This window comes from Thalassospira lucentensis MCCC 1A00383 = DSM 14000 (assembly GCF_000421265.1).
Taxonomy (GTDB): Bacteria; Pseudomonadota; Alphaproteobacteria; order Rhodospirillales; family Thalassospiraceae; genus Thalassospira; species Thalassospira lucentensis.
Window position 1 is genome coordinate 51,121 of sequence record NZ_ATWN01000010.1, and the last position, 19,315, is coordinate 70,435.

Annotated in this window: 22 protein-coding genes; 12 read left to right on the forward strand and 10 right to left on the reverse strand. The window is 53.0% G+C overall.

What is annotated here, in order from left to right; genetic code table 11:
- Positions 1-175 precede the first annotated feature (175 nt).
- The 3 genes from hemE (at position 176) to hemJ (ending at position 3,112) form a co-directional block, all read left to right on the forward strand.
- Positions 176-1,210 carry a uroporphyrinogen decarboxylase gene (gene hemE / locus K355_RS0118510; RefSeq protein ID WP_022733649.1) on the forward strand — a complete coding sequence of 345 codons (1,035 nt, stop codon included), beginning with the start codon at positions 176-178 and terminating at the stop codon, positions 1,208-1,210.
- Positions 1,211-1,447: 237 nt separating this feature from the next.
- Positions 1,448-2,557, forward strand: a complete 1,110-nt coding sequence (gene hemH / locus K355_RS0118515) for a ferrochelatase (protein WP_022733650.1) — start codon at positions 1,448-1,450, stop codon at positions 2,555-2,557.
- Between the two features lie 126 nt (positions 2,558-2,683).
- Positions 2,684-3,112 carry a protoporphyrinogen oxidase HemJ gene (hemJ, locus tag K355_RS0118520; protein WP_022733651.1) on the forward strand — a complete coding sequence of 143 codons (429 nt, stop codon included), beginning with the start codon at positions 2,684-2,686 and terminating at the stop codon, positions 3,110-3,112.
- 112 nt (positions 3,113-3,224) lie between these two features.
- Here hemJ and secB read toward each other — a convergent pair whose 3' ends face one another.
- Positions 3,225-3,716 carry a protein-export chaperone SecB gene (gene secB, locus K355_RS0118525; protein WP_022733652.1) on the reverse strand — a complete coding sequence of 164 codons (492 nt, stop codon included), beginning with the start codon at positions 3,714-3,716 and terminating at the stop codon, positions 3,225-3,227.
- Positions 3,717-4,038: 322 nt separating this feature from the next.
- Positions 4,039-4,635 carry an FxsA family protein gene (locus tag K355_RS0118530; protein WP_022733653.1) on the reverse strand — a complete coding sequence of 199 codons (597 nt, stop codon included), beginning with the start codon at positions 4,633-4,635 and terminating at the stop codon, positions 4,039-4,041.
- A gap of 353 nt (positions 4,636-4,988) precedes the next feature.
- On the opposite strand from K355_RS0118530, the gene K355_RS0118535 reads away from it, so the two are divergent.
- The 3 genes from K355_RS0118535 (at position 4,989) to K355_RS0118545 (ending at position 7,624) form a co-directional block, all read left to right on the forward strand.
- The gene (locus K355_RS0118535) at positions 4,989-5,693 is read left to right on the forward strand and encodes a Tim44/TimA family putative adaptor protein (protein ID WP_022733654.1); all 705 of its coding nucleotides are present in this window, start codon (positions 4,989-4,991) and stop codon (positions 5,691-5,693) included.
- A gap of 260 nt (positions 5,694-5,953) precedes the next feature.
- The gene (gene mltA / locus K355_RS0118540) at positions 5,954-7,222 is read left to right on the forward strand and encodes a murein transglycosylase A (protein ID WP_022733656.1); all 1,269 of its coding nucleotides are present in this window, start codon (positions 5,954-5,956) and stop codon (positions 7,220-7,222) included.
- A gap of 24 nt (positions 7,223-7,246) precedes the next feature.
- Positions 7,247-7,624: a Dabb family protein gene (locus K355_RS0118545; RefSeq protein ID WP_022733657.1), complete on the forward strand. Its 378-nt coding sequence runs from the start codon at positions 7,247-7,249 to the stop codon at positions 7,622-7,624.
- Between the two features lie 36 nt (positions 7,625-7,660).
- On the opposite strand, the gene K355_RS0118550 is transcribed toward K355_RS0118545, so the two are convergent.
- The 7 genes from K355_RS0118550 to K355_RS0118580 form a co-directional block, all read right to left on the reverse strand.
- Positions 7,661-8,551 (reverse strand): EamA family transporter, encoded by an 891-nt coding sequence (locus K355_RS0118550; RefSeq protein ID WP_022733658.1) that lies wholly within the window; start codon positions 8,549-8,551, stop codon positions 7,661-7,663.
- Between the two features lie 186 nt (positions 8,552-8,737).
- On the reverse strand, positions 8,738-9,982 hold the full coding sequence (gene rlmN / locus K355_RS0118555) for a dual-specificity RNA methyltransferase RlmN (RefSeq protein ID WP_022733659.1): 1,245 nt from the start codon (positions 9,980-9,982) through the stop codon (positions 8,738-8,740).
- A 294-nt stretch (positions 9,983-10,276) separates the two neighbouring features.
- The gene (locus tag K355_RS0118560; protein WP_022733660.1) at positions 10,277-10,840 is read right to left on the reverse strand and encodes an invasion associated locus B family protein; all 564 of its coding nucleotides are present in this window, start codon (positions 10,838-10,840) and stop codon (positions 10,277-10,279) included.
- 259 nt (positions 10,841-11,099) lie between these two features.
- Positions 11,100-11,612 (reverse strand): hypothetical protein, encoded by a 513-nt coding sequence (locus K355_RS0118565; RefSeq protein WP_033369109.1) that lies wholly within the window; start codon positions 11,610-11,612, stop codon positions 11,100-11,102.
- A gap of 70 nt (positions 11,613-11,682) precedes the next feature.
- Positions 11,683-12,180, reverse strand: a complete 498-nt coding sequence (locus K355_RS0118570) for a bactofilin family protein (protein WP_240626376.1) — start codon at positions 12,178-12,180, stop codon at positions 11,683-11,685.
- Between the two features lie 310 nt (positions 12,181-12,490).
- A complete protein-coding gene (locus tag K355_RS0118575; RefSeq protein WP_022733663.1) occupies positions 12,491-13,171 on the reverse strand; it encodes an EI24 domain-containing protein in 681 nt (226 codons plus the stop codon).
- 503 nt (positions 13,172-13,674) lie between these two features.
- Entirely contained in the window at positions 13,675-14,370 is a 696-nt protein-coding gene (locus tag K355_RS0118580) for a LolA family protein (RefSeq protein ID WP_022733664.1), read from the reverse strand.
- Positions 14,371-14,607: 237 nt separating this feature from the next.
- Here K355_RS0118580 and gshB point away from each other — a divergent pair, with 237 nt between their 5' ends.
- Complete coding sequence (gene gshB, locus K355_RS0118585; RefSeq protein WP_022733665.1) at positions 14,608-15,552, forward strand: glutathione synthase; 945 nt, start codon at positions 14,608-14,610, stop codon at positions 15,550-15,552.
- A gap of 79 nt (positions 15,553-15,631) precedes the next feature.
- On the opposite strand, the gene K355_RS0118590 is transcribed toward gshB, so the two are convergent.
- Positions 15,632-15,937 carry a cupin domain-containing protein gene (locus K355_RS0118590; RefSeq protein WP_022733666.1) on the reverse strand — a complete coding sequence of 102 codons (306 nt, stop codon included), beginning with the start codon at positions 15,935-15,937 and terminating at the stop codon, positions 15,632-15,634.
- A gap of 255 nt (positions 15,938-16,192) precedes the next feature.
- On the opposite strand from K355_RS0118590, the gene K355_RS0118595 reads away from it, so the two are divergent.
- From K355_RS0118595 to K355_RS25970, 5 genes are all read left to right on the forward strand, one after another.
- Complete coding sequence (locus K355_RS0118595; RefSeq protein ID WP_022733667.1) at positions 16,193-17,698, forward strand: alkaline phosphatase D family protein; 1,506 nt, start codon at positions 16,193-16,195, stop codon at positions 17,696-17,698.
- 44 nt (positions 17,699-17,742) lie between these two features.
- Positions 17,743-18,384, forward strand: a complete 642-nt coding sequence (locus K355_RS0118600) for a glutathione S-transferase (RefSeq protein ID WP_022733668.1) — start codon at positions 17,743-17,745, stop codon at positions 18,382-18,384.
- Positions 18,385-18,471: 87 nt separating this feature from the next.
- On the forward strand, positions 18,472-18,705 hold the full coding sequence (locus K355_RS0118605) for a hypothetical protein (protein ID WP_022733669.1): 234 nt from the start codon (positions 18,472-18,474) through the stop codon (positions 18,703-18,705).
- Between the two features lie 107 nt (positions 18,706-18,812).
- Positions 18,813-19,064 (forward strand): hypothetical protein, encoded by a 252-nt coding sequence (locus K355_RS25965; RefSeq protein WP_211219044.1) that lies wholly within the window; start codon positions 18,813-18,815, stop codon positions 19,062-19,064.
- Between the two features lie 30 nt (positions 19,065-19,094).
- On the forward strand, positions 19,095-19,307 hold the full coding sequence (locus K355_RS25970; RefSeq protein ID WP_211219045.1) for a hypothetical protein: 213 nt from the start codon (positions 19,095-19,097) through the stop codon (positions 19,305-19,307).
- The last annotated feature ends 8 nt before the right edge of the window (positions 19,308-19,315 follow it).

Sequence of the window (19,315 nt, forward strand, 5' to 3'; positions counted from 1 at the left end):
TCCTTTTTAATTAAATAAGGGTTTGGTAGGCAGAACGTGGAAAACGTCCCGGCCAAGGCCACAGGACAAAATTAACGGGGTCAGAAGATCAAAATCTGAGCCACGGGCACTGAGCCCGGGGGTCAGGCCTTGGTCAGCGATAAAAACCGATCGGGACAGAGAAACAGGAAACCAGATGCCCAATTCGAATAAGACTTTCTTGCGTGCCCTGAATGGTGAAACACTGCCGGTGCCACCCATCTGGCTGATGCGCCAAGCCGGTCGCTATCTTCCGGAATACCGTGCGACACGTGCCGAGGCAGGGTCGTTCCTTGATCTTTGCTACAATCCTGATCTTGCCTGCGAAGTCACGTTGCAGCCGCTTCGGCGCTATGACTTCGATGCGGCAATTCTGTTCTCCGATATCCTCGTTATTCCGAAGGCACTTGGACAGCATTTGGCCTTCAAGCAGGGTGAAGGCCCACAGCTTGAGCCCATCCGAGATGCTTCAGGCCTTGGCAGATTGTCGATTGATGGCATTCATTCATCGCTTGGACCCATCTATGAGACCGTTTCAAAGCTGTCTGACGCCATTCCCGACCATACCGCCCTCATTGGGTTCGCAGGAGGTCCGTGGACTGTGGCGACCTATATGGTCGAAGGCAAAGGCAGTAAGGATTTTGCCAATATCCGTCGGTTTGCCTATGGCGATCCCCAAGGGTTTGATCAGCTGATTGATATTGTGGTTGAGGCGACAACGCAATATTTGCTCAAACAGGTTGAGGCCGGGGCGGAATGCATCCAGCTGTTTGAAACCTGGGGTGGCGTTTTGTCGGAAAACGGCTTTAAACGCTGGGTGATTGAGCCGACCAAAAAGATTGTCGCCAGTTTGCGCGCCGTTCATCCGGATTTGCCGATCATTGGCTTTCCGCGTGGTGCCGGATTGCACATGATTGATTTCAAGCAACAAACAGGTGTGACGGCGGTCGGGCTTGATAGTGGTGTTCCGTTAAAATGGGTTGCGGAAAACCTTCAGAAGCTTGGCCCCGTACAGGGAAACCTTGATCCGATGTATTTGATCACCGGCGGTGATGAAATGATCGATGAAACGCGCCGTATTCTTGAAACGCTGAAAAACGGGCCGTTTATTTTCAATCTTGGCCATGGCATTACCCCGGAAACGTCCCCCGATAATGTCGATAAGCTGGTGAAATTCATCCGCAACCAATAAGACCTGCACGCAGTTATTTCAGCCGTCCGGTGATGAATGAACTGAAATAACTGCGTTTTATTTTGTGATTTTTGAAATCAATCAAATCGATTGGAAAATTCAATGCGTATAGTGGGTTAATTCCGTTGCGTCCGCGGCTTGTTTGACCAGAATAGGTCCGGAGCGGAGCGGGTTTTATCCATCAATTGACTTCCGGTTTGTCGGGAACTGGTCAAAACGCCATGAAGGATACGCCAAATGTCCGAAACGACGCGTAAGAAACGCGCTATTGTTCTTTTCAATCTCGGTGGGCCGGACAGCCCGGAAGCGGTCGAGCCGTTTTTGTTCAATCTGTTCAATGACCCGGCGATTATCAGCCTGCCGAACCCGTTTCGATATTTGCTGGCCAAATTGATTTCACATCGGCGCGCACCGGTCGCACAGGAAATCTATGCCCATATCGGGGGTAAATCACCACTTCTGGAATTGACCCAGGAACAGGCAGATGCTCTTCAGGCGGCGTTGAATGCCGATGAGGGTGATACCAAGTACGAAAACCGCTGTTTCATCGCCATGCGCTATTGGAAGCCGTTTGCCGATCAGACGGCTGCTGAGGTCAAGGCATGGGGCGCGGATGAACAAATCCTGTTGCCGCTGTATCCGCAGTTTTCAACCACCACCAGCGGATCGTCGGTCAAGGATTGGAAACGGGCGTGCCATGAGGTGGGGCTAAGCGCGCCGATTAAAACCGCATGCTGCTATCCGACCAATCCGGGCTTTATCGATGCCTCGGCCGAGATGATTAAAATCGGCTATGATACGGCGGTGGCAAAGGCCAAAGAACTTGGTATTGCCGCCCCACGGTTGTTGTTCTCAGCCCACGGTGTGCCCAAGGCGGTGATTACCAAGCGCGGTGATCCCTATCAGTCGCAGATTGAAAAAACCTCTGCCGCGGTTGTTGAGAAACTCGCAATTGAAGGCTTGGACTGGAAGGTTTGCTATCAAAGCCGGGTTGGGCCGATGGAATGGATTGGTCCGTCGACCGAAACCGAGATCGAGCGAGCCGGCAAAGAAGGTGTCGGGCTTGTGATTGTGCCGATTGCCTTTGTCACCGAACATTCCGAAACGCTGGTTGAGCTCGATATCGAATACGGCGAACTGGCGCATGAGAAAAACGTGCCGATCTATGAACGGGTCCGCACCGTGTGCTCACATCCGAAGTTCATTAACGGTTTAGTTTCGGTTGTGAAACAAACGCAAGTTGAACTCGATCAAAACGGATCGGATGATTACACGGTTGAAACGCGCGGTTGGTGGTGCCCGGACGAACATTCCTGTGCGGTTGCCAAGCAACCTGGCGGCGCATAAGCACAGACATCGTTAAAAACAAGGCCGGTTACCGCTTAGGAACCGGCCTGTTTGCTGATATGGTTTTGGTATCGCGAAGATTACGACAACCATCCCACCCGCAAACGTCATTCAGAGAAGAGAGAGATGGACAGTTACAGCGTTATTAAATCCTTACATGTCATCAGCATCATTGCCTGGATGGCGGGGCTGCTTTATTTGCCGCGTCTTTATGTCTATCACTGCGAAGTTGCGCCGGGCTCGGAAGCCAGTGAGAAATTCAAGGTGATGGAACGGCGTTTGTTGCGCGCCATCATGAATCCGGCGATGATCGCGTCATGGATTTTTGGCGGTTATTTGATCCATGCAGCCGGTGTGATGACCGAAAGCTGGTTCCACGTCAAATTGCTGTGTGTGGTTCTGATGACGGTATCGCACATGATGCTGGCGCGCTATCGCCGGGCGTTTGAGGCCGATGCCAATACCAAATCCCAGAAATTCTTCAGGATTTTCAACGAAGTCCCGACGATCCTGATGGTTATCATCGTCTTTATGGTGATCGCACGTCCGTTCTGATCGCGCTTTTGGGCACAGTATTTTCGGTCGGCAGCGATCATTCATTACGGTATTAAAATAAAAAGGCCGCCAGATTGGCGGCCTTTGTTTTGATATCACACCAAATAGAGGATCAGGCGTTGCCCGCAGGCTGGCCGTCCATCTGTTTGGCGAATTTCTTACGGAAAAGATCAGCAAAATCAATCTGCTGCATCATCAGCGGCGGGAAGCCACCATCGGCAGTCAGGTCTGATACGATTTTGCGCACATAGGGGAACAGAAGACGCGGCACTTCGATCATCAGAACTGGCAGGCGGTGCTGTTCTTCGACATTCAGCGTCACAACGGCGCCATACTGAAGTTCGGCAATGAAGGCGACCTTATCGGCAACGTCGGCTTTGACGTTGATTTTGAGGGTCACTTCATGAAGCTTCTGATCCTGGGTGGTGCGGGCTTCGACATCGACGTCGATATTGATCTTTGGCTGCTGCTGAAGCGCAACGCTTTCCGGTGCATTCGGATTTTCAAACGAAAGATCCTTGATGTACTGGGTATGGATCGTAATCGGATTTGCCGCGGGCTTCTGTTCGCCGCCCTGCTCTGCACCAGTGGTATTCTCGGCCATTAAGTTTCGCTCCCATTAAAGTCGGTCTTGATCAGAAATAAGCCATTCAGGCCCGAAGGACAGAGCACACCGCAAATTTGTGTAAATGTGGCGTTCGATATTGAACAATACCGGCTGAAATGCTTGTTTCTGACGCCGCAACCCTGCGGCAGATGATCTGGGGTAGCATGTCTTAACCATGCGGGCAAGCCAATCAGATGCCGTGTAAAGCCCACGGTTCTGCGGTTCTACCGGGCAATCATCAATGCTGCCATGTCAAAACCGGGCGATGACCCGGAAATGACAGGCAACATGCTGTTATGGGATTGGTGGTGTGATTTTCTTATGAATTGTGTGGGGGCAAATTGCGCGGACCCTGATCAGGATCTTTGCTGTCCTTTTTGTCGTCATTTGCTGATGACGGCTTATCATCGGGGCTGACATCTTCGAAGTCGCCATCAATGATCGGTCCTCTGCCCGGACGACGGGAGTTTTGACCGCCGCCAGTGCGACCTGGACCACCCGGACCACCTGGATGACCCGCGCCACCGGCCCCGCCGCCAAAGTTCGTACGGATATTGCCCGACTGGACCAATTTCATGATCAGTTTTGCGCCAACAACCTGACGAAGCGGCGGGATCAGAAGCAGGAAGCCCATGGTATCGGTGACAAAGCCCGGGGTCAGCAGCAACACGCCGGCCACCAGAATGCAAATCCCGTCAAACATCGCGCCGATGGGCATTTCACCCTGATCCATCTGGCTTTGTGCTTTGGCCAGCGTTTGCAATCCCTGAGCACGCATCAGCGTGGTGCCAAGAATTGCGGTCAGAATAACCACACCAATGGTCGGCCACAGACCGATAACTTCGCCTGCTTGAATAAATACGGCGATCTCAATGATCGGCATGGCGACAAAGATGGCCAGAAAATACACGCCCATTATTGCTCCGATATTTGGGGAATGACCCGCTTGTTGGTTCGACATTTGCGGCGGATGTCACCGCCAGATCACGTTCATCTGAATAATTATTACAGAAAACAACTTGGATTTCAGTTATTTCCGATTAATCTGCTATGCTCTGTAGATAACTAATTGTCGAACAATTAAATATATAACGCGACGAAATTACGGCAGTTTGCCCGTAACAGACATCTTCGAGGGTGAAGATGATCACATTTAAGGTGTGATGATTGGTTGCCCTTGCATTTGGTTGGGTTCATACCATTTCTCGTCCACGGTCGTTTTGTTAAACGCGACCTTTTTTGAAACCTCAAAGATCAAGAGTCCGGATCTTGCAATATTTCGATATTTTTCTTTTCGCTCTGATCGCTGTTTTTCTCGTGCTGCGTTTGCGCGGTGTTCTTGGCCGTCGTACCGGTAACGAGAAACAGAACCAGTCCGATGTCTTTGGCCGTCAAAAGCACGAAGACAATGGCAGCACCGCCCAGAATGGCGCTGCGCCGCAGACCGATAACGTTTATCGCCTGCCGGATTCTGAAAACGCAGACGCGCAGTCAGATGTTCCATCTGGCACGTTCGCAACGTTGCAGAAAATTCAAAAGGCTGATCCGAGCTTTACCCAGCAAGATTTTCTTAATGGTGCGCGCATGGCGTTTGAAATGATTGTTGAGTATTTCGCCAAAGGCGACAAGGACGCGCTTAATCCGCTTCTGTCAGCCGAGGTTTACAAGAATTTCTCTGCGGCGATCGATGCGCGCTCTGAAAAGGGTGAGCATGAGGAAACGACACTGGTTGGGATCAAAAGTGCGACGATCCATGACGCCAGCTTTGAAGAGCGTACGGCGTATGTGACGGTCAAATTTGTTTCCGAAGAAGTCTCGGTCATTCGCAATGCCGAAGGCGACGTTGTTTCGGGCGATCCCAATCAGGTGGTTGAAGCCGAAGATCTTTGGACGTTTGCGCGCAATACGCAAAACAATGATCCGAACTGGCAGCTGGTGGCAACCGAAACCCCGGAAGACGAACCGTCGGAGTAATCTGACGCACCGTCGCGTAACCAGTTCCAGCCGAGCACACGATATCAGGCGACCCGCATCAGACGGGTCGCCTTTTTTAATGGGCCACTTTTAATGAGCCACGTGGAAATCACCTTTTTATTGCGGTTTAACGGCAAAACAGCGGTTCAAGATTATCGGCTTGTTAAACATGTTTCTGGAAAATCCGACTGGCGTGATGTTGTGTGTTTGCGACAGCGCGGGTTTCGTATTTTTGGCCTTTGCATTTAACGGGTTCCATCTTGAAAAGACGTCTGGTTCTGTCGCGCAGCCTTTCCTTTTTGTCGATTTTTGTCGGGGTGATATGTGCCCTTGTGTGGATGTTTTGGCCCGATATCAGCGGGTTGATCACAGAAACGACGAAGGAACCGGCCCCACAAAAAGAAGAATTGACCCTGCGCGCGGTGCCGTATGGCCAACTTGATGGCTGGCAAAGTGATGACATGCGCGGATCGGTCCGTGCGTTTCAGCGGTCATGTCGGGCGATGGTCCGACGTTCTGATGACCGTGGGGTTGGTCCAGATGCCCGTATGGGGACGATTGGCCAGTGGCGTGGGCCATGTGAGACCGCGCTCGCACTGGATGCTGATACCCTGCGCAAAGACGATGCACGTGCGTTCTTCCAAAGTGATTTCACCCCGTATCTTGTCGGCAATGGCAAAACATCTGAGGGGCTGTTTACCGGATATTACGAGCCGGAACTGCGCGGGAACCTGACGCGGGACGGCAAATATCAGACAGCGATCTATCTTAAACCTGATGACATGGTGTCGGTCGATCTTGGCGAGTTTAGCGACGAGCTTAAAGGCAAAAAGCTGGTCGGGCGCCTGTCGGGCAGCAGTTTGAAACCCTATTACGACCGGGCTGAAATCGAAGGCGGGGCGCTTTCGGGGCGCAATCTTGAAATGGTCTGGGTTGATGATGCGGTCGATGCGTTTTTCCTGCAAATTCAGGGATCGGGGCGCGTGGTACTGCCCGATGACAGCGTACTGCGGGTGGGCTATGCCGCGACCAATGGCCAGGCCTATTACGCGATTGGCCGTGAGTTGATCGAGCGCGGGGCGTTAACCCGTGAAACCGTGTCGCTTCAGACGATCCGCAAATGGCTGCATGACAATCCTGATGAGGCCGATGCGGTGATGAACACCAATGCATCCTTTGTCTTTTTCCAACCGCTTAAAACCGATCCCGATGATCCCGATGCCGGGCCGCTGGGATCGCAAGGGGTGGCACTTGAACCTGGCCGGTCGTTGGCGGTGGATCTCCGGTTCCATGCGATGGGCGTTCCGGTGTGGCTGGAAACGTCTGATCCGATGAATGCGGATCGCACGTTTCATCGTTTGATGGTGGCACAAGACACCGGCGGGGCCATTCGTGGGCCGGTGCGCGGGGATATATTCTTTGGCCCGGGGGAAGACGCAGCCCTGTTTGCCGGACATATGAATAGAACCGGTCAGAAATTCATTTTACTGCCCAAGGTAATTGATCCTGCTCAGTGGCCGGATCAGTAAGGTTTGGATGGAAAAAGCGTTGTAATGTTACGCCATATTGTTCTGTTGCAGGTTGCCAGCGATGTTGATCTGGCCAGTGTTGACCTGATCATCAGCCAGATGGAAAAAGCCGCGCTGGCCGTGCCCGGCGCAATTGCCTTTGGCGGTGGGCCGAAAAAACCCGGCAGCGGCATGAGTCAGGGTTTTACCCATGGCTACACCATTGATTTTTGTGATGAAAAATCACGTGATACCTATTTGGCGGAGCTTGATCGCGACCATGTTGGTCGCCGCCTTTCCGATATTACCGTGGGTGGGCTTGGCGGGATTTTGGTGATGAACGTTGATGTCAGAGATATTCGAACACCGGGGGTGGAACCCTTAAAAGACCCGGATAAAAAGCCGCAGTTGCGCTGGGTTTAATTTTCAAAATAGAATCATATAAATGATCCTGCATGGCTAAAAAGTTGTGTTTCTGGCTGGAAATAGCGCCATCAGCCTTGCCCCAAAAACGTTAATCAACAAACCAGTCATGACCAGAATGGCCGAGACGATCTTGATTGGTCCGAAATCCTCGCCCAGAACAAGGGCCGATGTTGCCATGCCGACAATCGGCACCAGCAGGCTAAACGGTGCGACCAGCCCGACCGGCAGGGTCGAGAGCAACCGGCCCCAGATGGCAAAGCCCAACAATGTCACCGGATAGGCCAGATACAGAACCGACCCAACCCCAATCCAGCTGATCTGGTCGGTAAACAGGGCAAGGCTGGCGCGGTCTTCGGTCAGGAATGACAGGATCGCAAGCGGGATGGGTGGCACCAGACTGGCCCAGACGACAAAAGACAGCATCTTGATCGGTCCGGCCTGTTTCATAATGATGTTGGCGACCCCCCAGGCGGCTGCAGCGGCAATCACAAGGGTCAGACCAATGGCGGTGATGGAGCCGTCCGAGACCAGCAGCAACACGCCAACACCGCAAAAGGCAACGACCATCGCAACGATTCGATGGGGACCGATTTTTTCGCCGAGTACGAAAAAGCCAAGGATGACGGTAAAGAACGCCTGAAGTTGTAAAACCAGCGACGAAATCCCGGCCGACAGCCCAAGATCCATGCCCAGAAACAGCAATGAAAACTTGATACAGCCCAGCACCACGCCAAAGCCAACCACATATTTCCAGTGGCATTTGGGTTTGGGCAGGAAAAATACGGCCGGTAAGGCAGCAAAGGCAAAGCGCAGGGATGACAGCAAAATGGGCGGCATTTCGCCAAGACCCAGTTTGATGACGGTGAAATTCGCACCCCAGATGGTGACAACCAGAAGGAGCGCAAAAAACTGACCGAACGACATGTGTCTGAAACCTTGTGACCATTTCGTGGGGAAGGTCACGCTATGTTGCCCTGAGAGGTTCGACAATCAAAACAATGTCATGGTGACACTTTTGCGCAAGGATGTGAAAAGGACCCACCATACAAAAACACCGGATAGCGGGGCCATCCGGTGTTGATCTGTCTGAAAGTTTTGTCGGAGGGCGGCTTATTGCGCAGCAACCACACCGTCATTGCCGGCATCCGGTTTGGCACAGCCACCAACGCGTGATTTGCGCTGACGCTGGCTTTCAGATTTGAGCTGACCACAGGCGGCAAGGATATCGCGCCCACGTGGCCAGCGGATCGGGGCTTCGTAGCCGTTATCAAGCAGGATCTGGGCGAACTTCTTGATGTCGTTGGTCGGCGTGCATTCGTAATCCGACCCCGGCCATTTGTTGAACGGGATCAGGTTGAACTTGCAGTGAACGCCTTTGACCAGTTTGGCCAGTGCACGGGCATGTTCGGGCTTGTCATTAATGCCCTTGAGCATGACGTATTCCATGGTGATCGGCCGCGAATTGGACATGCCCGGATAATGCCGGCAGGCATCCATCAATTCCTTGAGCGGGTATTTTTTGTTGATCGGCATGATTTCATTGCGCAGATCGTCTTCGGGCGCATGTAGTGAAATTGCCAGACCCACACCAAGTTCTTCGCCACAGCGCACGATTTCAGGCACCACACCGGATGTCGAAAGCGTCACACGGCGGCGCGAAATCGAAATGCCTTCGCCGTCCATGGCAATGCGCAGCGCATCGCGGACGTTTTCATAGTTAAATAGTGGTTCGCCCATGCCCATCATCACGATGTTTGACAGACGGCGGATGCCGTTGGACGGGGTTGGCCATTCGCCGTAACTGTCACGTGCAATCATGAACTGACTGACGATTTCACCCGGTGTCAGGTTGCGCACCAGAAGCTGGGTGCCGGTGTGGCAGAATTTACAGGTCAGCGTGCAGCCGACTTGCGATGAAATGCACACCGCACCGCGGTCTTCGTTGCGATCCGGGATATAGACAGTTTCGGCTTCATTCCCGTCATGGAACTTCATCAGCCATTTATGGGTGTCATCCGTACTTTTCTGATCGGCAGTCAGGACCGGACGCCCGACATAGAAATCTTGTGCCAGACGGTCACGCAGTTTCTTGGAAATGTTGGTCATGTCCTCGATGTCGGTGACACCACGGTAATAGACCCAGTTCCACAGCTGTTTGACGCGGAACTTGCTTTCGCCCATGGCGGCCATCAGTTCGGTCAGTTCTTCGCGGGGAATGCCCACCAGATCACGACGTCCGTCGGCTGCCTGCCCGTTGGCGGCGCGCGTCACGAAGTCCGACAGCGAAGGACCATTGGTCGCGGTGCTGTCGGTAGCTGGCTGTGCGGATGCGTTTTCAGTCAGGACGTCGGTCATCCCGGTCTCTCTCTTGGTTCTGGTGGTCGTGTGTCATGTTGCTATCTGGTGATTTTGCCGATCACGCACAACGTGCCTTGTGTTTTCGTGATCATAGCAGAAAATCGATCAGAGCGCGTGCGCGGGCACGCAAAATCCAAATGCAATGAACTCAGCCCCGCATATAGCGGGGCTGAGCCAATTTAGAAATGATAAATTTCACATTGCAGCCATCGCGCATGCGCAATCACGGTTGTAATGCGTATCGCAGAAGGTGAACCCCTGCGTTTATCTAGCCTGACCCCTAAGCTGTGCCTAGTTCACCGGCTTGACGCTGCAAGCCTTTGAAATCGCGTTATAGGCGGCAGTAAACCCGGACAATGAATAGGTGTCTGTGGTTTTGGTGTCACGCGATGAGTAGCCGACAACAACCATCGTTGATCCGGCTTTCATGGCCTTAATCAATTTCTGATCGCCTTCGCTGGTCGAGGCCCATGCGGAATCATCATGGGTGAACAGCTTGAAGGATGTGGAATCGATTCGGAGATCGACCTTGCTATCAGACTTATAGGTATAGCCGGTGATGAAGCTGACTTCGTTGAGAAGCTTAAGCGACGGACGATGGGTGACCATCGCGTAAATCCGTCCACGTTGGGTATAATCACCTTTTGCCGAGGTTGGCTGACTGCCCATATAGCAGACTTTTTGGCCTTTCTCGGAATAGGTATAAGCTTCCCATTTGCCGAAGACATCAATCAGCTTGGGAGTGTTTTGGGCCTGTGCGCTGGTGACAGGGACTGCCACGCAGAAAGTGCTTATCAGCGCGATAAAGGCAGCAGCCAGCGAAGTTCTGACGAGACGATGGGCGTGTTTTTTCATGAGGTCGCGTATCGTGTCTAGAAGTTTCGGGACGGGCCCTTAGGGTCTGTACGCAATGGACTGTTCTAAAACGTGTTTAGCCATTCAATTGCGTACAGACCCTAAAGGACCATGACTGGACGAATAAAGTCGCCTGATGTGGCGAATTTATGAGGTTGCTTATCGACCCTGCCAACAAAAGGTAAATATTCAACCAAGGAAATCAGATCGTATCGGCGAAATCGGCATTCAATTGGGTTCAAACCCTAAAACCAAGATGTTATCCGCGCGAAAGACGTTGTTTCCGCACCTGATCAAGACAGTCCTGGATGGAGATTTTTTCGTTCCCGCGGCGCATTCGGGCTAGCATATGATGCAATTCGCGGTCATCGGTTTTGGCATCTGACTGTGCAGCGGGCGAAAAGAACATATCAAACGAACATTCATCAGACCGATATTGCCAGACGCGGATGTCACCTTCGCCGCGCATCAGTTCCGGTTCGCCGACTTTTTCCAAAACAGCCTTTTCCGACAACCCGGTAAGCGTTTCGGCCGCGATGGGTTTAAACGGAATGGCGGCTGTTTTTTTCGGAGTGGTTTTGGGTTTTTGCGTTTGGCTACGGCGCGGGACGTCTTGTGTGAACGATTTTGTCGATCTGCCGGCCACGGTCCCCGTTTTGGGACCAGATACAGTGCTGGTTGCTGTCTTGCCGTAGCTTGTATTGGTGGTGCCCGGTGGCACCGCATTTCCGCCACACGCGGTGAGCGCTGCGCCGATCACAGCCAGAAGCACCACCACCCCGAAGGCACGCCAGGCATGCGTTCGGGGCTGGGTTATATTTGATCGCACGGCGAACACGGGATCAGGAATCGTCCGATTTGCGCGGAATGGTGATTGCCGCACTGTTGCCGCTGCGCGACGTGCCATCATCGCTGCTTTCGACGTAATCAAGGCTGCCCTTGATGCGTGCGCCATTTTCGATCTGAAGTGCACCGTAGGTGATTTTGCCGCTGATTTCAGCCGAACCAATGATCACAACGCGGCGTGCGTTCAAATCACCGTCAAATTTGCCGCTGATTTCGGCTTCGTCAACCTGGGCTGAACCGACAAAGGTGCCACCGTTGGAAATTTCCAAACGTGCGCAATCCTTGATCTGGGCTTCAACGTGTCCTTCGACGACCAAAACGTCGCAAGAACCGATTTCGCCAGCCAGACGGATATCACGACCAACTGTCAGCTTTTTGCCGTCTGAATTGTGACTGGCGCTGGCAGGGCGTCCTGAGCTGCCGCGGGTTGGAATCTCAAGCGGGCGTTTTGGGATTTCCGGGCGGAAGCTGGTGGAGTGCGGTTTACTGGACATTTGTGGTTCATCCTTTGTACGCGGCTTGCTGAAAAGCTGCGGCTCAGTACGTTTTTCTGTTTTTACGGCAGGGCCGGTATTGACGCTATTTTTGTTGGCGGCGCCAGAAGACTCGATCTTGGTCTCGTTGTTTACCGCGGAAAGAGCACCTGACTCTCCTGAGGGAGATGTATCTGACGAAGCCGGACGGCTGTCGACTGTTTTGTTGGCTTTTTTCTTTCCAAACATTGGATGACCAGATCCTTTGAGCATTTGTTTCGGTACTTGGGTCGGTATTCGGGCGCGCGGTCTGACAGCAATTTGCAGAACGTCAGACCGCAGTTTCCGGGACATATGTTCCCAGGCGAACAGAGTAGTGAACCATAAAGGCCGTGGCGATAATCGGTGCGACCAGATTGACCAGCGGAATGGTCATTAAAAAGGTCAGGCCGACACCGGCAAGCCATAGCTTTTTCTGGCGGCTTTTGCGGATGGCCTCAACCGTGCGCGCATCATAACGGCGTATGGCGACCAGTTCAAAATATTCACGCGACAGAAGATAGCCGTTCATGCCGTAAAAGGCGATGATATAGACCGGTCCCGCCAAAAGCAGCGGCAATATCAAAATGTTAAGGGCCAGTGCGGTTGCGGCAAATTTCAGACCGCTGATCAGGGCCTCGCTGATGGGTTGCGGGCGGGTTTCGGGCAGGGTCGGATAATGTTTGTCTTCGACCGCATCGGCAATCTGATCGAGCAGAAGGCTCGAGATCAGGACCGTGGCTGCGGGAAACAACAGGACAACAAGCACGGCAAGGCCAATGCCAAGAATCCAGTCGGCGGCACTTTCAAGCCAGCCACCATCGGCAAAGAAGGTGATCGAACTCAGTCCGAACCAGATCAGAAGCCAAAGACCGACAATGGTTGCCAGCGCGCCAGCAACACCGATCAGCACGACCTTGCGGAAACGCGGGTCGGAGAATTGCGCGACGGATTTCATAAAGTCATTGATCATCGAACGTGTTGGTCCTGTGTCTTCAGTTGGCGGCAAATCTCGCCACGAGGGAATCATGCCTTAAAATAGTAGGCAATGAAAATTAACAGCGCGTGAAATCTATTGCCTGTGCGGGAAATTTCTTTGGCCATTTTTATGCGCAAACCGTCATATCGTTCGGGTTGGGCAAAAAAAAGGCGTCCGGCCAGGGGGGAGACCGAACGCCAGCGCTCCGTTAATCTGGAGCGTGAGGACAGGTAGGGGAGACCTTATCCTCACACCGGGTTCCATTCATTTATCAGGAACCTTGTGACAGTCTTTCATATAGGGATCAGAGCCGGTTTCTGCCAGATATCACAGGGCCTAAACGCAAGATTTTTTGCTGTTTGCGGCGATTTGATCGGCATAGGCAGATCGTTACGAAACCCCAATGTCTGCAAGGGTTTGAATCGCATCATTTTACGGTTTGACCAGCGGTTTTGCGCTCATCAGATCGTGATCGTCAGGTGATGGAAATTTTCGGGTCAGTTGCGCTGATTTGGCCAGATGCGATCAAATTTGAACAGCTCGGGATCAAGAGAAACGTGCTCTTCGGTGTTGAAAAGGGTCACGGTGGTTTCGATCCCTGTAGGGTCGGTGACGATCCATTGGCGCAACTGCATCGGGCTTTCGGCAAAGACCAGGGTCACACTGCCCGCCCCCGGATCGGATTTACGCACCAGTTCGACACGAATGGTTTCGGCCGTGCGGCGATAATCAACGATTTTGACCTTGTCGGTCAGGGAGATGTTTTCAGCCAGAATGATCCCGGCGGGGGTTTCATCTATATCGAAATAGGTCGGGGCGTTGATTTCCTTGTCATAGTAAATGAAATCATGCCCGGTCGAGACCAGCAATATCTGGGCTGGGGGGTTATATTCAAACCGCATTTTGCCCGGACGTTGCATGTAAAGCTTGCCCTCGGCAGCCCCGCCATCCGATGAAATCTGAACAAAATCAGCCCGAAGAGTGGTGATATCGCCCATATAGGTTTCGATCTTTTTGATCATTTCCGGGCTGATATCAGCAGACTGCGCATGGGCGGCATTTGGCAGCAAGGTGAGACTTGTCATCGCGCCAAGACCGATCGCGGCACTCAGAACAGAGGCGGCCATCAACGAACGGGATTTCTTACCGAACGTATGAAAAGCGGTCTGCGAGAATTTGGAGAAAAACGTCATATGCCTGTCTTGCCTGCCTGATCTTCGGAACAAATATCTTAACGCGATTGCGGAACATGAATGGCAGATGATAAAAATCCTGCCAAATGAATACCCACAAGAGCGAATAACATATCGCATCATTTGGCCGGGAAGGCCAGCCGGGTCAAGCTGTGCCCGCAAATGATCACAATTGGCGGCTTTGTGCCGTATTTGCGACATGGCTGATACAAACCGGTGAAGAGGAGAACGCATTTCATGAGCCGTATCGTTGCCATCCAGATGGATCCGATTGAATCCATTGATATCAAAGGCGATTCGACCTTTGTGATGGGCCTTGAGGCCCAGTCACGCGGATATGATCTTTTGCATTATCATCCCGACGACATGTTTTATGACCGGGGCCGGGTTCTGGCCGAAGTCCGCCCGATGACCTTGCGTTATGAAGCGGGCAATCATTATGAGCTGGGCGATGCCAGGATCATTAATCTGGCAAAGGAAACCGATGTTATCCTGATGCGTCAGGATCCGCCGTTTGACATGAATTACATCACAGCAACCCATTTGCTGGAATCGATCCATCCGGAAACCTTCGTGGTCAACCATCCGGGCCATGTGCGCAATGCACCGGAAAAGATTTTTGTCACCGAGTTTCCCGACCTGATGCCGCCGACCATGATCACGCGCTCCGCCGCCCGGATCAGGGATTTCCGCGAAGAATACAAGGACATCATCGTCAAGCCCCTGTTTGGCAATGGCGGGGCGGGTGTGTTCCACCTTAAACCCGGTGATGAAAACTTAAATTCCCTGCTGGAGATTTTTGCCGCCCAGTCGCGTGAACCGCTGATGGTGCAGGCTTATTTGCCCGATGTACGCAAAGGTGACAAACGCATCATTCTGGTTGATGGCAAGGCGGTTGGCGCGATCAACCGGGTCCCGGCCGAGGGCGAAGCACGATCAAACATGCATGTTGGTGGTGTGGCGGTAAAATCGATGCTGACCGACCGTGAACGCGAAATCTGCGAACGGATCGGACCGGAACTTAAAAAGCGCGATCTGATCTTTGTCGGGATTGACGTGATTGGCGATTACATGACGGAAATCAACGTCACCTCGCCAACCGGCTTGCAGGAAGTGAACCGTTTTGACGGATCAAAGCTTGAAAGCCTGATCTGGGATGCGATTGACAGCCGGCTGGCATAATCTAGGCTCAGACGACATCATTTCAATTCGGGGCAGGTGCAATGGGTACCTGCCCTTTTTGGTTCTGTGGCCCGCAACGCTATTTAGCGGCCTGTTTGATTTCGACCTCGACAAAGGTGAAGGAAAACGTGTTGTCGTTAATGACATTATGCGCAACGCCGGTTTTACGGGCATAAGATTTCCCGGTGGTCAGCGGCGATGTGACGATGGTGCCGTCGTGCATTTCAATGGTCAGATCACCGGTGGTCATCGGCACAACGACATAGTCCATTTCATGCACATGCCCACCGGTTTCCGCACCGGGCGGAAAATGCCATTCGGTCACGCGAACGGTATCGTCATCGAACTGAACGGTTGGGATTGCTTTGGGGCGTTGTGAAGCCAAGGGCGTTCTCCTCAATGTCACGGCCGAATTAGTATCTTGATGTTCGTAGCGTAAACGATTGCCCTTGCAGCTCAATCACTGAATTTGAGAACGCCCATCCGTGAAGCGAGTTTTGGGCGACGTGATCAAGGTCGCTTGCCCTTTTTTGTGCATGTTGTTCTGGTGTGATTGCGCCATCCAAAAGGCAACGCTGGAACCAAAACCCGTATCAAGCGTATGATTTAAGAGCATCTTTGGCCAAAGTAACAGGACCGCATGACAGAAAATCAGGTTTCCACACCTTCCCGTGACGGTCTGTTTGGCCCGTTTTTGTTTGCGCGTGGCAGTGATGGCACAACCACCCGGTTGGCAGCCCTGATCGTCGCGCCCGAGGGGGCCAAGGTACCGGAATTACGTGCAATGGGGCGTGACTTGGTCACGCCGGAAAAACTGGCAACCCTGTTTGGCCGGTCTTACTGGCGGTTTGATTTTAACCTTACGGCAAAACCCGATGCGAATTATAGTTTCGGAAACGAAACATACCGTGTTTGCGCGGATATGACGGCGGATTTACACATCGGATTTGTGTCGTGCAACGGGCAGGAAGACGGTGATCTTGACCGCCCGCTTGAAGATCGCAATGCGCTTTGGAGTGACCTTGCCGATCAGCATGAAAAGCGTCCCTTTTCGCTTTTGCTGCATGGTGGGGATCAGATTTATGCCGATGGGGTCTGGCAGTGCCACGCCGATATCCGGGCATGGAACAAGGCGCGACGTCGGCAAAAGCTTAAAACCGCCTTTTCCGATGAGATGCGCGATGCGGTCTTGAAATTCTATCTTGATTATTATCTGACGATCTATGATCAGCCGCAGATCAGCCACATGCTGGCCCGTGTGCCGTCGCTTATGATGTGGGATGACCATGATATTTTTGATGGCTGGGGCAGTCATAAGAAATGGTTTCAGGGATCAATGGTGGCCAAGGGCATGTTTGCCTGCGCGCGGGAAGCATTTTGTTTGATGCAGCTTGGTACCAGTGCCGATGGACGGCCAGATGGCCTGTCTGATGGACTGCCCGAAACTGAGCCCGATCGCCTGCCCGACATGGTGCTTGACCGGTCGGGCAAAAGTCTTGCGTGGAAGGTTGATTTCCCCGGGATGACCGTGATCGCGCCAGATTTGCGATCTGAACGGACACCGGAAGTCATCATGGGCGATCATGGCTGGCGCGATATTGCCCCGGCCCTTGAAAGCATTCCCAAAGGCAATCGCATTTTGCTGATGTCGAGTGTGCCGGTGATTGGTCCGCGTTTGTCGCTGGTGGAATTTTTCCTGCATATGATGCCCAGTGCCCAGAAATACGAGGATGACCTGCGCGATCAATGGCAAAGCCGTTGGCATCGCCGCGAATGGTGCCGGTTTCTTGAATTGCTTGAACGTATTGCCAACGATCATGATCACGAGATCACGATCGTGTCGGGTGAAATTCATGTCGCCACGCGGGGCACTTTTGAAACCATGGGTAAAACCATCCATCAACTGGTGGCATCGGGCATTTCCCATACTGCCCCGCCCAAGGCATTTGCGCGCGCATTGGGATTGCTGGCCTGGATCGGCGATCATCCGTTGCCTGCACGCCCGACAAAGTTAAAACCGCTGCCCGATCGTAAAGGTGTCTATTGTGCGGCGCGAAATTACCTTACACTGACCCGCAAAGATAAAAACTGGGATGCGAAATGGCATCTCGAAGGGATTGGCTGGACACCGGACCTTAAGGTCTAGGAGGACGCCCGGATCAGGGCAGATCACGGCAAGGGGCTTTGACGATGCAGCTTTATTATGCGCCAACATCACCGTTTTCGCGCAAGGTGCGCGTGGCTTTGCGTGAATTGGGTCTGGAAAAACAGGTGCGTGAAATCCTGATTGATCCATGGACCGATGATGCGCTTCGCGCACACAATCCTTTGGCCAAGGTCCCGACGTTGATCCTGCCCGATGGCATGGCGGTGTATGAGTCGGCGGTGATCTGTGATTACCTTGATCAGGTTGCGCGTGCTTCCGGGGCGTCGGATGGCATCATCCCGCAAGACGGTATCGCCCGGCTGAATGCATTGAAATGGCAAGGACTTGCCGATGGCATGATGGCGGCGACCGGGCGGTTGTTTGCCGATGCCCAGCGCCCCGAAGATGATCGTTCCGATTTCGTAATGGAGCGACAGGCGCAGGCTGTTCAAAGCAGCATTGATGCGATTTTGGACGGGTTGGCGTCTTTGCGGACCGAAGATGCGCATCTGGGCACCTATTCGGTTCTGGTGGGGCTGTATTACATTGATTTTCGCTGGCCGGACCGGCGGTTTGACATTCCGGTGCGGGTGCGCGACTGGATGGCAATCATGTCCGAACGCGAAGCGTTTACTGAGACTGTTTTTCACCTGCCCCATGACACCGACCCGAAGTCAATTGATTGACGCCTGCGCATGGGTTAAAGCCATCGCGAACCAAGACAGATTGCGTTATAATGCGGTTTGCCCACTTTTTCGATGAAAAGAGCCTGTATGACCGAACCGACGATCACCAAAGGAATGCGTGAACGGGCCTGGATCCGTGCTGACAAGATTGACGGTGAAGATCCCCGCGAAGTGCGTAAGCACAAGGAAAGCGGCATCACGATGAAAAAAGAAAGCTTTGGCAAGTTTCGCAATTTTGGCTGGACTGTGGTCAACGAAGAAGCTGTTCCGTGCCGCAAGGAATTCCTGCCGCCGCGTGATGGCAGCACATCGGACGAATAGGGTCTTGATCGGGCGTGATCGCGCGGACAATTGACAGATCAATCAGGGAACGGCGCAATAGGCAGGTGTCTTTTGCGCCTTTTTTGATGATTGACTGGACCAGCCCCATGATGCGCCGATCTGTGATGTCAGGCGATGCGATTGACTTTGTATCGCTTGGTGATATCGCCCCTGATGTGGTGATTTCCCATATGTCTGATCCGCGCATGGGTGTTCACATGCCGCTTTTGACAGGTGCGTGGAGCGATGATGATTACGTCCGGTTCAGGGCTGCCAAGGATGCCTGTTGGCAGCGCGACGGGCTGCGTCATTGGGCGATCCTGCATGACGGGAATTACGCCGGATGGGGCGGGTTTTAAAAAGAAGGCGATGAATGGGATTTTGGATTGGTGCTGCGGCCTGATTGCTTTGGGCTGGGCATGGTGATTACGCGCAAGGCGCTTGCCTTTGCCCGGTCCGACCCGCGCATTCCCGTTGTCACCTTTCTGCTGCCGCCATCGCGCACGAAACTGGGGGCCTTGCGGCGCATTGGTGCCCGTTTTGTTGGTCCGGTGGACCATGACGGGAAAGCGTTCCTTAAATATCGGCTTGAGACCGCTTAAGACGGTGG

Excerpts from the sequence above, each read along its gene's own strand:
- K355_RS0118570 (WP_240626376.1), bottom strand. The coding sequence starts at position 12,180 with ATGTCCAGTAAACCGCACTCCACCAGCTTCCGCCCGGAAATCCCAAAA.
- rlmN (WP_022733659.1), bottom strand. The coding sequence starts at position 9,982 with ATGACCGACGTCCTGACTGAAAACGCATCCGCACAGCCAGCTACCGAC.
- K355_RS0118580 (WP_022733664.1), bottom strand. The coding sequence starts at position 14,370 with ATGACGTTTTTCTCCAAATTCTCGCAGACCGCTTTTCATACGTTCGGT.
- K355_RS0118560 (WP_022733660.1), bottom strand. The coding sequence starts at position 10,840 with ATGAAAAAACACGCCCATCGTCTCGTCAGAACTTCGCTGGCTGCTGCC.
- K355_RS25965 (WP_211219044.1), top strand. The coding sequence starts at position 18,813 with ATGATGCGCCGATCTGTGATGTCAGGCGATGCGATTGACTTTGTATCG.
- K355_RS0118575 (WP_022733663.1), bottom strand. The coding sequence starts at position 13,171 with ATGATCAATGACTTTATGAAATCCGTCGCGCAATTCTCCGACCCGCGT.
- K355_RS0118545 (WP_022733657.1), top strand. The coding sequence starts at position 7,247 with ATGTTACGCCATATTGTTCTGTTGCAGGTTGCCAGCGATGTTGATCTG.
- K355_RS0118595 (WP_022733667.1), top strand. The coding sequence starts at position 16,193 with ATGACAGAAAATCAGGTTTCCACACCTTCCCGTGACGGTCTGTTTGGC.
- secB (WP_022733652.1), bottom strand. The coding sequence starts at position 3,716 with ATGGCCGAGAATACCACTGGTGCAGAGCAGGGCGGCGAACAGAAGCCC.
- gshB (WP_022733665.1), top strand. The coding sequence starts at position 14,608 with ATGAGCCGTATCGTTGCCATCCAGATGGATCCGATTGAATCCATTGAT.
- hemE (WP_022733649.1), top strand. The coding sequence starts at position 176 with ATGCCCAATTCGAATAAGACTTTCTTGCGTGCCCTGAATGGTGAAACA.
- K355_RS0118550 (WP_022733658.1), bottom strand. The coding sequence starts at position 8,551 with ATGTCGTTCGGTCAGTTTTTTGCGCTCCTTCTGGTTGTCACCATCTGG.
- hemH (WP_022733650.1), top strand. The coding sequence starts at position 1,448 with ATGTCCGAAACGACGCGTAAGAAACGCGCTATTGTTCTTTTCAATCTC.
- hemJ (WP_022733651.1), top strand. The coding sequence starts at position 2,684 with ATGGACAGTTACAGCGTTATTAAATCCTTACATGTCATCAGCATCATT.
- K355_RS0118605 (WP_022733669.1), top strand. The coding sequence starts at position 18,472 with ATGACCGAACCGACGATCACCAAAGGAATGCGTGAACGGGCCTGGATC.
- K355_RS0118600 (WP_022733668.1), top strand. The coding sequence starts at position 17,743 with ATGCAGCTTTATTATGCGCCAACATCACCGTTTTCGCGCAAGGTGCGC.
- K355_RS0118530 (WP_022733653.1), bottom strand. The coding sequence starts at position 4,635 with ATGGGCGTGTATTTTCTGGCCATCTTTGTCGCCATGCCGATCATTGAG.